Origin of the sequence: Croceitalea sp. P059 (assembly GCF_031846365.1) — a bacterium.
Taxonomy (GTDB): domain Bacteria; phylum Bacteroidota; class Bacteroidia; order Flavobacteriales; family Flavobacteriaceae; genus Croceitalea; species Croceitalea vernalis.
The window spans coordinates 56,613-71,030 of record NZ_JAVRHW010000001.1 but is presented as its reverse complement, the minus strand read 5'-3'; the positions used below and the strand labels follow the sequence as shown (position 1 = coordinate 71,030).

Annotated in this window: 10 protein-coding genes; 6 read left to right on the top strand and 4 right to left on the bottom strand. The window is 34.1% G+C overall.

Going from position 1 to position 14,418, the window contains the following annotated elements; all coding sequences use genetic code 11:
• Nucleotides 1-24: 24 nt before the first annotated feature.
• From RM542_RS00275 to RM542_RS00260, 4 genes are all read left to right on the top strand, one after another.
• On the top strand, nt 25-1,398 hold the full coding sequence (locus RM542_RS00275) for a hypothetical protein (RefSeq protein WP_311383697.1): 1,374 nt from the start codon (nt 25-27) through the stop codon (nt 1,396-1,398).
• 2 nt (nt 1,399-1,400) lie between these two features.
• Nucleotides 1,401-2,003: an LPS export ABC transporter periplasmic protein LptC gene (lptC, locus tag RM542_RS00270; protein ID WP_311383696.1), complete on the top strand. Its 603-nt coding sequence runs from the start codon at nt 1,401-1,403 to the stop codon at nt 2,001-2,003.
• 207 nt (nt 2,004-2,210) lie between these two features.
• Entirely contained in the window at nt 2,211-3,500 is a 1,290-nt protein-coding gene (locus tag RM542_RS00265; protein ID WP_311383695.1) for a hemolysin family protein, read from the top strand.
• A 107-nt stretch (nt 3,501-3,607) separates the two neighbouring features.
• Entirely contained in the window at nt 3,608-5,728 is a 2,121-nt protein-coding gene (locus tag RM542_RS00260; protein WP_311383694.1) for a SurA N-terminal domain-containing protein, read from the top strand.
• Here the strand turns inward: RM542_RS00260 and RM542_RS00255 are convergent.
• Together RM542_RS00255 and RM542_RS00250 are read right to left on the bottom strand one after the other, a co-directional pair.
• Nucleotides 5,725-6,636: a GYDIA family GHMP kinase gene (locus RM542_RS00255; RefSeq protein ID WP_311383693.1), complete on the bottom strand. Its 912-nt coding sequence runs from the start codon at nt 6,634-6,636 to the stop codon at nt 5,725-5,727. The two genes, RM542_RS00260 and RM542_RS00255, sit on opposite strands and share 4 nt — an antisense overlap.
• Nucleotides 6,636-7,952: a hydroxymethylglutaryl-CoA reductase, degradative gene (locus tag RM542_RS00250; RefSeq protein ID WP_311383692.1), complete on the bottom strand. Its 1,317-nt coding sequence runs from the start codon at nt 7,950-7,952 to the stop codon at nt 6,636-6,638. Before RM542_RS00250 ends, RM542_RS00255 begins: the two co-directional genes overlap by 1 nt.
• A 127-nt stretch (nt 7,953-8,079) precedes the next feature.
• On the opposite strand from RM542_RS00250, the gene RM542_RS00245 reads away from it, so the two are divergent.
• Together RM542_RS00245 and RM542_RS00240 are read left to right on the top strand one after the other, a co-directional pair.
• Nucleotides 8,080-10,299, top strand: a complete 2,220-nt coding sequence (locus tag RM542_RS00245; protein ID WP_311383691.1) for a S9 family peptidase — start codon at nt 8,080-8,082, stop codon at nt 10,297-10,299.
• A 40-nt stretch (nt 10,300-10,339) separates the two neighbouring features.
• A complete protein-coding gene (locus RM542_RS00240; RefSeq protein ID WP_311383690.1) occupies nt 10,340-11,842 on the top strand; it encodes a peptide MFS transporter in 1,503 nt (500 codons plus the stop codon).
• Here the strand turns inward: RM542_RS00240 and RM542_RS00235 are convergent.
• Nucleotides 11,835-13,871, bottom strand: a complete 2,037-nt coding sequence (locus RM542_RS00235) for a ComEC/Rec2 family competence protein (protein WP_311383689.1) — start codon at nt 13,869-13,871, stop codon at nt 11,835-11,837. The genes RM542_RS00240 and RM542_RS00235 overlap by 8 nt on opposite strands.
• Nucleotides 13,871-14,407 carry a C40 family peptidase gene (locus tag RM542_RS00230; RefSeq protein ID WP_311383688.1) on the bottom strand — a complete coding sequence of 179 codons (537 nt, stop codon included), beginning with the start codon at nt 14,405-14,407 and terminating at the stop codon, nt 13,871-13,873. Before RM542_RS00230 ends, RM542_RS00235 begins: the two co-directional genes overlap by 1 nt.
• Nucleotides 14,408-14,418 lie beyond the last annotated feature (11 nt).

The following is a 14,418-nucleotide window of genomic DNA, read 5'->3' as shown; positions in this document are numbered from 1 at the left end:
ATTAACCACTTTAAAATTAATAAGATGAAGAAGAAACTCTACTTAACGATGATAGCGGTCTTGATGGTGATGGGTTTAAGTATGGCCCAAGCCCAAAACCCTGAATGCATGACCAATTTGTCAATCTATGCAGAACATGCAAAAGTCAAGAATTATGATGCAGCTTACGAACCATGGAAAATGGTTTATGAGGCTTGCCCAGATATTAATAAGGCCAATTTTACCTATGGTGAAAGAATTCTAAAACATAAAATTAAAAACTCTTCTGGAGCAGATAAAGATGGTTATGTTCAAGACCTAATGACGCTTTATGATGATAGTGGAAAGTACTTTGCTGATAAATTTCCTATGGCTGATAGAGAAATTGATAAAGGCCTTTTGATGTATGAAAACAAAATGGCATCAAACGATAAGCTTTATGATATGTTAGGTAAAGCTTTTAAAGAGGATAAAAAGAATTTTAAAAACCCTAAAGCACTTTACTTATACTTTTCAAGTTTAGTTGATTTGCATAATGAAGGTAAAAAAGAATTGCAAGAGGTTTTTGACGTATATGATGATGTAACTGAAAAAGTTGAAGAAGAGAATAAAAAATTGACCGGAGTTCTTTCTAAAATTTTAGCTAAAGAAGATGCAGGTACTCCATTAACTTCTAAAGAGAAAAGACAAAAGAGAGCTGCTACTGTTAACTCTGAATCTTACGGTAAAATTGCTAGTAGTATTGACTCTAAATTAGGAGCACTTGCTGACTGTGGGAACCTTATTCCATTATACGAAAAGAGTTTTGAAGCAAAAAAGAACGATGTTACATGGGTTAAAAGAGCCGTTGGAAGAATGTTTAGTAAAGAATGTACTGATGATCCTTTATTTAGTAAAATGGTTGAGGTACAGGCTGAGTTAGATCCTTCTGCTGATGTGTATGTTTATTTAGGCACTCTTAAATCAAAGTCAGGAGATAGTAAAGGAGCAATTGCTGATTTTAACAAAGCAGTAGAACTAGAATCAGATGCTTACAGAAAATCAAATATCTTATACAAGATTGCAACTATTGTTAGAAAAGGTAGCAAATCTCAAGCAAGAAATTATGCGCAAAAAGCTATAAACGCTAATGGGGCTAATGGAAAAGCTTATTTACTAATCGCAAATTTGTATGCTAGTAGTGCTAACGCTTGTGGTAGTACTCCTTTTGAAAAGCGTGCGATTTATTGGAAAGCTGCTGATATGGCTCGTAAGGCAGGTAGAGTTGATCCTTCTTTAAAGTCAAGAGCTAATAAAACGGCTGCAAGTTATGATCAACGAGCTCCAGACAAGACGATGATATTTAATAATGCTATGGCCGGAAAAACTGTAACTTTTAGTTGCTGGGTTGGTGGTAGTATTAAAGTGCCGAACTTATAGCGTTGAGTGCACATAACACATATTATTATTTAAGATTTGCCACAGCTTTTGCTGTGGCAATCCTTTTTTATGGCTGCGGTGATAACTATGAAAGAGTAGGTGAAGAGGCTGCTACTAATATTTATCCGCAAGGGATTGCCAAAAATTTTGTCTTCACTTATACTGAAGCTATTAAAGAAGTCTCAACACAAGACTCTTCTGCCTCAAGAGTAGTTGCCATTTTAAAGAGTCCAATAAACAAAGACTTTGATAACTTAACCTTTGGCTTTAAAGAATTTCCTGAAGGACTGCATCTTGACGTTTTTGATGAAAAGGGACAGAAGAGTATTATCGAAGCAGATTATGCTATAATATATTCCAAAACAAATGTTATTGATTTACAAGGTAATGTTGTATTAACTTCGCATGACGGAAAGAAACTTGAGACTCCTCAATTGTATTGGGATAGAACCAATAAATGGATTTTTACAGAGGAGGAGTTCACTTACACCAACCTTGAAGAAGGTACTGTGATGGATGGTGAAGGGATGGATTTTAATAGAGAGTTTACATTTTTTAATGCCCACAAAACATATGGGTTAATGACAATTTCTGAGGACGAATAAAATGGTTAAAATTTTAAAATACACTGAATACTTATACTTAGTTGTGGCTATAGCTGCTATTTACAAAATAGTAACCTTATGGTCAGTGGATCCAAAGGAGACATATATCTTTATATTCTTTGCAGTGGTTTCTTTAGCTATGTTTATTTTTAGAAGAAAGTACCGTAAACGATTTGAAGATAGAGCTAAACAAAATCAGAAGTAGTTGTGGATACTGCTGTTCTCATAATTATTCTATCCTTATTGTTTTCAGCATTCTTTTCAGGAATGGAAATCGCTTTTGTTTCGGCAAATAGAATTCATATAGAGCTAGAAAAAAAGCAGGAAGGATTTTTAGCCAAAGTATTGACTTGGTTAACTAAAAAACCTTCAAAATTTATTGCTACCATGTTAATTGGTAATAATATTGCTTTAGTAGTATATGGTCTTTTTATGGGAGACCTTTTGATGAAATGGTTCGTCCAATTTTTACCCACAGACTTATCTTTTATTAATCTGTTGTTGACAGATTTTAGCCTGTTGTCACAAACACTCATTTCTACAATGGTCATTCTGCTTACGGCAGAATTTTTACCTAAAGTCTTATTTCAAATTTATTCCAATACTTTATTGAAGTTTTTTGCAGTGCCAGCCTATGTTTTTTATATGCTGTTTTATCCAATTTCTTGGTTTGTAATTAAAGTTTCAGATTTTATTTTAAGAACCTTTTTTAAAACTGAAGGTGATGAAGTACAATTAGCATTTACAAAGATTGAACTTGGGGATTATATAACAGAACAAATGGAATCAGTTGAGGAGGAAGACATCGTTGACTCTGAAATACAATTGTTCCAAAATGCTTTAGAATTTTCTGAGGTGAAAGCTCGTGAAGTAATGGTGCCAAGAACTGAAATTATTGCTGTAGAACTTAATGACACTCCTAAAAACCTTACTAAACTTTTCACCGAAACGGGCTTGTCAAAAATATTGGTCTACAAAGAAACCATAGATGATATTATTGGATACGTGCACTCGTACGAACTGTTTAAAAAACCAAAATCTATTAAAAGTATTTTATTGCCGGTAGAGTTTGTGCCAGAAACTATGTTGGTTCATGATATATTGAATGTGCTCACCAAACGAAGAAAGAGCATGGCTGTTGTTTTAGATGAGTACGGAGGAACCTCGGGTGTTATGACGGTAGAAGATATTGTAGAAGAGCTTTTTGGAGAAATAGAAGATGAACACGATACGACCAATTTAGATGAAGAGCAACTTAGCGATAATGTGTTTAAATTTTCAGCACGTTTAGAAGTTGATTATCTAAATGAGAATTATAAGTTAGAACTTCCTGAGGGAGATGATTTTGAAACGCTTGGCGGTCTTATTATGAGTCATACAGCGGAAATACCCGAACAAAACGAGGAGATTAAAGTTGACAACTTTTTGTTTCACATATTAGAAGTTTCTAATAATAAAATTGATTTAGTTCGTTTGCATCGATTAGATAGCGAATAATCAACCAGAATTGATGGTGTCAAAGGCTCATACCCCTCTTTTTACCTTTCCTATTTGAAAAGAAAATAGTATTTTCGCCCACTGAAATTAAAGAAAACAAGGCATAAATGGCAATTTTAGAAAATATAAGAAAACGAACAACTGTATTGATATTGATTATTGGTTTGGCATTGTTCGCTTTTGTGATTTCTGGTGTTTTTACAAATAATGATTTTGCAGGAGGTAAAGTAGGTTCAACATTGGCTGAAATTAATGATGAAGCAATTTCGATGGAAGACTTCAATACAAAGTTGGAGCAAGCTCAGAGACAGTATGGTAGTAATTTTTCATCAACACAATTGGTGAATACCGTATTTGACCAAGAAGTAAGGAGAACTATTTTAAACCAACAGTTTGAAGACTTAGGGGTAGATGTTGAAAGTGATCAGATTGTTGATTTTATTAAAAATACTGGTTACGCTCAAGAACCTTCTTTTCAAGATGAGAATGGGGTTTTTAATGTAGAAGTTTTTAAAACTGCTATTGCTGATTGGAGAGAAACCGACCCTTTACGTTATGATAATTGGTTGCAGATTGAAAAATCAATTATGCAATCTGCAAAAGAACAAATGTATTTTAACCTCGTAAAAGCAGGTGCTGGTGCAACTTTAGCTGAAGGTGAGTTTGATTATAAATTAACCAATGATAAAGTTGATATACAGTATGTAAGAGTACCTTATAGCAGTATAGCTGATAGTACGATACAAGTTTCTAAAGAGGAAATTACTGCGTATATAAAAGAAAATCCGGACGATTATAATCAAGAAAGTGCTAGAGACCTAAGGTTTTCCTTTTTTGAAGAAAAAGCTTCTTTAGAAGATGAAAATAATGTTAGAGCTGAGGTAGTTAAACTTTTAGAGGATTCATTGGAGTATTCGGAAGATAGAGATGAAACTGATACTATTCCTGGTTTCAAGAGTACCACAGATATCATGGCTTTTTTGGATAGAAACTCTGATACTAAGTTTGATACTATTTACAAGGCAAAAAAAGACCTGCCAGCAATTGCTGCAGATTCTTTAATGAATGTTGGCGTGGGCGGAATGTATGGTCCGTATAGAGATGGAGATTTTTTCAAGGTTTCTAAAGTTGTAGATGCCAAAGAGAACGGTTCTGCAAAAGCTAGCCATATTTTAATTACTTATGAGGGAGCAACAAGAGCTAACCCTGAAATAAAAAGAACAAAGGAAGAAGCTGAGACAGAAGCTAAAAGACTTTTGACTGAATCTAAAAAGGCTGACGCGGATTTTACTGCATTAGCTCGTGATAATTCTGATGGTCCGTCTGCACCAAGAGGTGGTGATTTGGGTTATTTTCAAGAAGGTATTATGGCAGATGAGTTTAATGATTTCTGTTTTGGTAATGATGTTGGTACTGTTGGTCTTGTAGAAACTGAATTTGGTTTTCACGTGATTAAGGTAGATGACAAGCAAGATATTTTACAGGTGGCAACCTTGTCAAGAGAAATTGAGCCTTCTGATGAAACAATCAACACATTGTTTACAGATGCTACAAAATTTGAAATGGCTACCACAGATGCCGCTCCTGAATCTTTTAATGATATTGCAAAAGAAAGTGAATATGCTGTGTTACCAGTTAACAAGTTGAAAGAGATGGATGAAAATCTGCCTGGACTTGGTACACAACGTAATATTGTGCAATGGGCATTTAATGATGATACTAATGTAGGCGATATAAAGCGTTTTGATCTATCTAACGGTTATGCAGTTGTACAAGTTACCAAAACTTATAGAGAAGGCTTAATGGCTTCTGAAGATGCTTCAGCTCAAGCACTTCCAAAAATTAGAAAAGAGCGTAAAGCTGCACAAATTATTGCGGCTAATCAAGGTAAGAGTTTAGAAGATTTAGCACAGGATAATAATGTTACTGTCTCTAATGCTTCAGCTTTAAGCAGAAAATCACCAACCATTCCAGGGGCAGGTAGAGAGCCGATGATTGTTGGTAATGCATTTGCTTTTGACGAAGGTCAAACATCAGGTTTATTAGAAGGTGAGACCGGGATATTTATGTTTAAGGTTACCAAAAAGAATGATGCTGTTACGCTTCCGAATTTTAGTACATTTAGTAATACACTTACCACTGCAAATAAAAATGCAGTAAATACAGCCGTTTACAATGCCCTAAAAGAAGGGGCAGAAATTGAAGATAATAGAGCTACTTTTTATTAATAAATCATTTCCTGATAAGGAATAACAATATTGAAACCCTTGGATTTAAAATATTCAGGGGTTTTTTTAGTGCCAGTAGCGAGTACAAAATCTCCACCCCAGCCACCGAGGCTTTTAACTACACCATAAGTATAATCTGAAAATAAATTTTCTTGAACAGTTTTTATTTTTAAAACATTAGAGAGTAATGCTTCATGTTCTTTTATTAGAAGTTCAAATTCTAAAAGAGATTTTGACTTAATTGTCTTTTCCGTTATTGTTGAGATAGAATCAATCAAGATATCTTTGTCAAATGATTGCGCTCTATAATTTTTAATGGCATCACGACTATTTTGTTTTTTATCCAAATAGACAAAGAAAAGTTTATCTGAAAAAGGAACTTTGAAATCTACTTTTTCAACGGTTGCCTTATCGTTTATTAATTGATAAACTATTGGTTTATTATTTGCCGCACAGGCCAAATCATAACCACTACCTCCAAACGTTTGTTCCAAAAGGCTGTAGGGGTCAATTTCCGCCCAATTGGCGATGTTATTGATTAAAGTTGAAGAACTTCCCAGGCCCCAGTCTTTTGGAAAGCCAAGGTGGGTTGCGATTTCAAGACCAGTATCTGTAATCAAAAAGTCTGAATTCAAATTTCTAGCAGCTTCTAAAATTTTACTAAGGGTATTGGCAATTTCTTCATTAGTAGTAAAAAGTACATTTAAATCTGGAATAGAAACTATTGCCTTAAACCAGCTATTTTGCTCATTGTCAAAACTTGTCCATTCTATAGTGCCTGAATCATTTTTAGAGATAACCAAACTTTGACCATATTTTGTTGGTATTGCAAAAGCCTTTGCTCCATCCAAAACAGCGTATTCACCAGTGATTAATAATTTACCGTTACTGTAAAAATTCTCTTTCATTAATCTTTTTGAATTTTTTCAAGAGCTTCTTTCACCGATGCGTTTGAAACTAGATTGTCTTTAAAGTGAACAACCAACTGTTTTTTTTGTTCATCGGTTGCACCCAATTGATTAAGCATGTTTAAAAGGTGCATTTTCATATGCCCTTTCTGTATGCCAGTGGTAACTAAAGAACGGAGTGCAGCAAAATTTTGAGCAAGACCTGCAACGGCAACAATCTGCATTAATTCTTTTGCATTCGGTTTTTGTAATATTTCTAAGGCTAGCTTTACCAAAGGATGAAGCGACGTAAGTCCGCCAACAGTCCCCAAGGCTAATGGAATTTCAATCCAGAATCTAAATATTCCATCATCAACAGTGGCATGCGTAAGACTAGAATATGTACCATCTTTTGCGGCATAAGCATGTATACCGGCTTCAACAGCTCTAAAATCATTTCCTGTGGCTAAAACCACGGAATCAATTCCATTCATAATACCCTTGTTATGGGTTACAGCTCTGAAGGGTTCTGACTTGGCGATATGAACTGCTTGAACTATTTTTCTAGCAAACTTTCCTCCTTCAAGCTCACCTTCTGTCAAATCACCTATTGGACAACTGACTTCGGCTTTAACAATACAATTAGGAACATAGTTACTTAAAATACTCATGACAATTTCAAACTCTTTTTCGTCAGCTGTGAAGCCTTTGTACAAATTCGCTTGTTCTTTTAGAGTTTTAGCAAATTGTTCGAGACAAGAATTAATAAAATTAGCACCCATTGCATCCAATGTTTCAAAGGTGCAATGCAGTTGATAATAGTCACACAGTTGTTCTGTTTTATCACGCAGTTCAATATCGGTGACGCCACCGCCACGTTTTTCCATACTTTGGGTGATTACCCCGGCGTCATTTAAAAATTGAGATTTGATGGTATTAAAAAATTGAAAAAGCGTTTCTTTTTTACCGTTATACATAAAATGTACTTGCCCCACTTTTTCAGTGCCTACAATAGTAGTCTTGAACCCTCCTTTTGTTAGCCAAAATTTTGCGGCTTTACTTGCAGCAGCGACAACAGAACTTTCTTCTATTGCCATAGGTATAGCATACAATTTTTCATTTATTAAAAAATTGGGTGCTATTGCAAAGGGTAAGTAGTAGTTAGAGATGGTATTCTCAATAAATTCATCATGTACTTTTTGTAAAGAAGCATCACTATTCCAATAACGTTTTAAAATTCCTTTAGTTTTTGTTTCGTTTTCGGTACAATTTTTGGCAATCCAGTCAATTTTTTCTTCTTTAGTAAGTTTTGAAAACCCTTGTACAGGTGTGTGCATAGTTCTTTCTTAGAGGTTCAAATATAATAAATACACCACCTGATCTTGTTATTGTTATTCAAATCAATAGCTAAAGTTTACTATTCGATAAATTATTAGTAAACTTGATAGTTTTTAATCAATTTATATGATCACAAGAAAACTTACTTTTCTACTTCTTTTTTCTTTATTCATCGCTTCTTTTTCTTTAGCTCAAAAACAAAAAATCACACTTGAAGAAATTTGGGGAGGAACTTTTAGAACACAGCAGTTAGATGTTCTTCGTTCTATGAAAAATGGAAAGCAATACACCATTTTAAATTTTAATAGAAGTTCTGGAGCTAGAAGTATAGATACTTATGATTATAAAACACAGGAAAAAGTGGGGACAATAGTTTCATCTTCAGACGCCATACCACCATTCAGTTCTTATGAGTTTAGTGATGATGAATCTAAAGTCATTTTGGCAACAGAGGTGGAACCAGTTTTTAGAAGATCAAGAATCGGAATCTATTATGTTTACAATATTGCTGATAAATCCCTAGTGAAAATTTCAGACAATAAAATTCAAGAGCCAGAGTTCTCTCCAGATGGTTCTAAAGTAGCCTATGTTTTTGAAAACAATATCTACATTAATAACTTAAAAGAGAACACGACTGAACAACTTACTACCGACGGTAAAAAAGGAACTATAATCAATGGTGTAACGGATTGGGTATATGAAGAGGAGTTTTCATTTGTTCAAGCATATGAATGGAACAGTGATGGTACTAAAATAGCTTTTTTGCGTTTTGATGAAACGGAGGTGCCTAATTTTTCAATGGATGTTTATGGTTCCGATTTATATCAAACCCAAAATCAGTTTAAATATCCAAAAGCAGGTGAGATAAATGCTACAGTAAATTTGTTAATGTATGATGTTGAAAAAGGCACTAGTTCCAATGTAGATTTAGGTGAACCGTATTATATACCGAGAATAAAATGGATGAATAATCCGAATTATCTAAGTGTACAAACCATAAATCGTCATCAGGACCACTTGATTTTACATGAGATCAATGCAACTGACAACTCGGTAAAAACGCTTGTTGAAGAAAAGGACGAGGCTTATGTAGATATTCATGATAATCTAACGTTTTTAGCAGACGATAGTTTTATATGGACTAGCGAGAAAGATGGTTACAATCATATTTATTTGCATGATCAAGACGGTAACTTAATGAATCAAATCACAAAAGGTGATTGGGAGGTAACCAATTATTACGGTTATGATCAAAAAGAAGATAGGGTTTATTATCAGTCTGTCGAGAATGGCTCAATTAATAGAGATGTATATAGTATCTCCAGTTCTGGTGATAATAAAAAGAGATTAACTACATCTGAGGGTACTAACTCAGCGGCTTTTAGTGCGGACTACACCTATTTTATTAATACTTTTTCAAGTGCGAACACTCCTTATGTCTTTACATTACATAAAGCCTTAAACGGAAAAATGCTTAAACAAATTAAGGATAATAGTTCTTTGGCAACTAAACTTGAAGGTTATGAAATGAGCAATAAAGAGTTCTCTACAATTTCAATTAATGGAAATGATTTGAATATGTGGCTGATAAAACCAGCTGATTTTGACCCTTCCAAAGAATATCCACTTTTAATGTATCAATATAGCGGACCAGGTTCTCAATCTGTAGCTAATCGTTGGAATGGAACGAATGATTATTGGTATCAAATGCTTGCTTCCGAAGGCTATATTATTGCTTGTGTTGATGGAAGGGGAACAGGTTTAAAAGGACGTGATTTTAAAAAAGTCACACAATTAGAATTGGGAAAATATGAAGTTGAAGATCAGATTGCGGCGGCAGATAAATTAAGTAAACTCCCTTATATTGATGAAGATAGAACAGGAATCTGGGGCTGGAGCTACGGAGGTTTTATGTCAACCAATGCTTTGTTAAAAGGCAGTGAAACCTTTGAAATGGCTATAGCTGTTGCACCCGTAACAAGCTGGCGTTTTTACGATACTATTTATACAGAGCGCTACATGCAAACTCCACAAGAAAACCCAAGTGGTTATGATGATAATTCACCTTTTAATTATCCAGACTTATTGCAAGGTGATTATCTATTGGTTCATGGTTCAGGTGATGATAATGTGCATGTGCAGAATTCAATGCGTATGATTGAAGCTTTGATTCAGGCAGATAAAGATTTTGAATGGGCTATTTACCCTGATAGAAATCACGGTATTTTTGGAGGTAATACAAGAAATCATCTTTATAAAAAAATGACAGAGTTTGCTCATAAGAACCTTCGTGATAGACCTCAAAAAGAGGAATCTTTATTAAAAAGTGAGAAGATAAAAGGATAATTAAAGTCATTATTAATCAAACCAACTAATAAAATAAGATATGTCGGATGTTGTAAAATCGCAGGGCGGTAAAGAAAAGTTTAGTCATCCTAAGGGATTGTATGTGCTGTTTGCCGCTGAAATGTGGGAACGATTTAGCTATTACGGAATGAGAGCTATCCTTATTCTCTTTATGACAACAGATGTTGTGCAAGAAGGACTTGGACTAACTACAGAAACCGCAGGTGCCGTCTACGGTCTATATACTGCTTGTGTATATTTAATGACTCTTCCAGGAGGTTGGCTTGCTGATAATGTTTTTGGTCAAAGAAAAGCCGTTTTTTATGGTGGCGTTTTAATTATGATTGGACATTTAATTCTTGCAATTCCCGGATCTCCAGCCATATTTTTTACTGGTCTTGCATTCGTAGCTTTAGGCACGGGATTGCTAAAGGGGAATATTAGCACATTAGTTGGAGAGCTTTATTCAAATGAAAGCGGTGCTAAAAGGGATGCAGGATTTTCTATTTTTTATATGGGAATTAATTTAGGATCTTTTTTCGGACAAATATTTGTACCTCTTCTTGCCGAATATAATTGGCATTTAGGTTTTGGTTTAGCGGCAGTGGGAATGCTTTTGGGTTTATTTGCCTATAAATTTTATGCTCCTAAACACCTTGGAGATATAGGAATCGAACCTAAGGTAAAGCAAATAGACAAGGTTGAAAAATCAAATAATACTATAACTTATGCTATTATTGCCATTGTGGCTGTTTTGCTAGTTTCTCTCCAATTTCTAAATTATATTGACGTTACTACAGCAACAGGCATAGCAAAGGCTCTTGGGTTAATTATTGTAGTTATTACAATGGGGTATTTTTTAAATATACTATTTAATGGAGGCCTTTCAATTGAGGAAAAGAAGAAAGTTTCAGTAATTTTTATTCTTTTTGTAGGAATCGCGATTTTCTGGTCTGGATTTGAGCAAGCCGCATCTTCACTTAACCTATTTGCCAGAGATTTTACAGATAGATTTATAGGAGGTTGGGAAATGCCAGCAGGTATGTTGCAGTCTTTTAATTCTGGCTTCATAATTATTTTTGCACCTATTATTGGTGCCCTTTGGGTAAAACTAGCGGCGAGAAATATTAATATAAGAACTCCTTTTAAATTCGCTATAGGTTTGATTTTATTGGGATTAGGTTTTTGGGTTATGGTTGAGGCAGCTCATGTTGCTGCAAGTGGGGCTAAAGCAGGTATGTTTGCCTTGATTCTCACTTATTTCTTACATTCGATTGGAGAGTTAACAATTAGCCCTGTAGGTCTAAGTGCTACCAGTAAATTATCTCCCAAAAAATATCTTGGTCAGATGATGGGTATTTGGTTTGTGGGTGCCGCTTTAGGAAATCTCATTGCTGGTCTAATAGGAGGTAATTTCGATCCGGAAAATGTCCTTGAAATGCCGAACATATTTTTAAATGTAGTTTGGGTTTCGGTTGGCGCAGGACTAATATTTTTTGCTATCAGTCCTTTTATAAAAAAATGGATGGGAGACATTAATTAAAATTTGAACTTTCCAATTCAAAATAATAGGCTCCCTTTTCACCAGTATAGTGAAAAGGGATTTCTTTTTTAATACAGGTTTCTTTCCATCGGGTAACGTAACTCTTATAATTGCTACCATCTATTAAAATCATTTTTGGATGTAACCTATCAATAACCCTGACAAGATTGAGTTGTGGTGACTGAGTCAGTAAAAAGTAATCTAGATTATTCTGATTCGGTAGAACATTTAAACTATCTATAATAAATAAACTTTTGGAACCAATACGATATACGTTTTGGAGTGAATCTCTACTAATTGAATTAATACGTTCTCCAATTTTAAAATTATTTATGATACGTTTAAGTGGTTTTTGATTACTTTCTAAAACAGATAAATCATCTCCTATTTGATGAAGAAAGAACGTGTGCGCGGTTTGGTGTCCTAAAATGAATTGCTCAGTTTTACTTAATTTCCTTTCACTGTAAATTACCCAGCTTTGAAAAGTAAATAGAACTATCAAAAACCAGCTGATATTCTTAAAAGTAGCCTTAGAAACTATTATAATAAAAATCATGATTAAAGCATAAGATAGTAGTAGTTGAATCTGGTCAAAAGGAATATCTCTAAAAACAAAAGCTTCTTGTTGAGCAACCCAAGCAATTACTGTATTCATTTTTCCTATTAAATAATTGTATGCCAGTACTAAAGTGTCAGGCAATGTATCTAGTTGTGCTAAAACCAGAACCAAAATTCCTATTCCAAGAATTATTCCTAAAAAGGGAATTACAACCAAATTGGAAATAAAAAACAAAGAAGGAAATTGATGAAAGTAAAATAGGCTTAGAGGTAAAACACCTAGTTGGGCGGCACAACTAACGGATAATAATTGCCATGCTCTTCTTAAAAACCAATGTTCTGGATACCAAAACCGCTGTAATTTAGGATAGATTAAAACGATAGAAAAAACGGCCGCATAACTCATTTGAAACCCTAAATGAAAAAGAACCAAAGGTTTTAACAGCAAAATAAAAAACATTGATAATGCTAAAATATTAAAGGTGTTGCTAGGACGGTTCAAATACATAGCATACGCAATAAATGAGAACATCATTACTGCCCTAAAAATAGAAGGTGATAAACCTGCTACAAAAGCAAATGCCCAAAGTAAAAGCAATATGATCACAAGTTTTACTGTTTTTCCTTTTGGCAGCAGCTCTAATGGGTTTAATAGAAATTGAAGCAGCAATAAAATGATACCTACATGAAGCCCAGAAACGGCAAGAATGTGCACTGCTCCAGCATCTTTGTAATTGTCATAGGTGTTAGAGGTAATATCGTTTCTTTGACCTAATAATAAGGCTTGAATAATACTTAGTTCTTCACTACCAAAAGGAGCTTTATGAAGTTTTTCAATTAGCCGTTCACGAAAGTTTGAGGCTAAGCCCAAAAGAGTCGTTTTTGATTTTACTGTTTTGTAATATGCTTTTGGAGCTACCCGTAATTGATGGTAAACACCTTGTTGTTTTAAGTAACTTTTAAAATTAAATTGATGTGGATTTAAAGGCTCACCAAAAGTGATTTCTGAGGATACTAACCATAGTTCATCATCTACTAAAAGAAGACTAGAGTCAATTGAGTCTTTTTGAATACTTAGAAATAATTTTCCAGTTATTGGTTCTTCTTCTAAAGCCTCAGCTTCTACAATATAATTATCTGAAAAGCTATTAGGTTTTAATACTTCACGAATCTTAACTTTCCAAACAGCATCTGTACTTATGTTTTGGTAAGAATAATGAGAACTTAGACTTTTTGGATTGGCTAGGGTAGTTATAAATAAACCTAAGCCTATAATGGATAAGTAGCTAACAATATCGAAATAAGGGAATGTATTTCTTTTGTTTTTTAAATATATCAAGTATAAAATCAGGATTAGTGTTATTACGATGAACCCTAAGATTTTGAGCGGAATTAAAAAGTAAAACCCTAATAAAATGCCAGTTATAAGGCATAGGGTTAATTTCACAGAAACAAAATTGAATAGCTTCATTATAAAATTCGCTGCGCTTTTACAAAAGCTGAATTCCAATAGCCTTCTCTTAAAGAAGAAACGATAACACCACGAGAAGTAGTAGAATGAATAAATTTAACTTCATTACCAACATCAACAACGAGGCCAACGTGATTAATGTTTTTGCCGCGCTTACTGGTTTTAAAAAATAGTAAATCTCCTTTTTGTACTTCTTTTATTTTAATGCGTTTGCCTTGATTGGCCATTTGATATGATACTCGCGGAAAGGCAATATCGTTCTCAGATAAGGCAACGAAAATGAGGCCAGAACAATCCATTCCTTTTTTTGTTTGGCCTCCAAATTTGTACCGAACACCGGTAAATGTCATTGCAGTTTCAATCACTTGATTGGCCTTACTATTTTTTGCGAGCTCTTTTTTGGTAATTCTTTCTGTTGGCTTTTCCTTAGAAGATTTTACAGTAATTGTTTTTGTTTTACTATATGTAGTTTTCTTTTTTGCAAAGCAACCTGTGAGCAAAACGGTTAAAAATAAAATGTAGAATTTTTTGAACATCCAAGAATAGA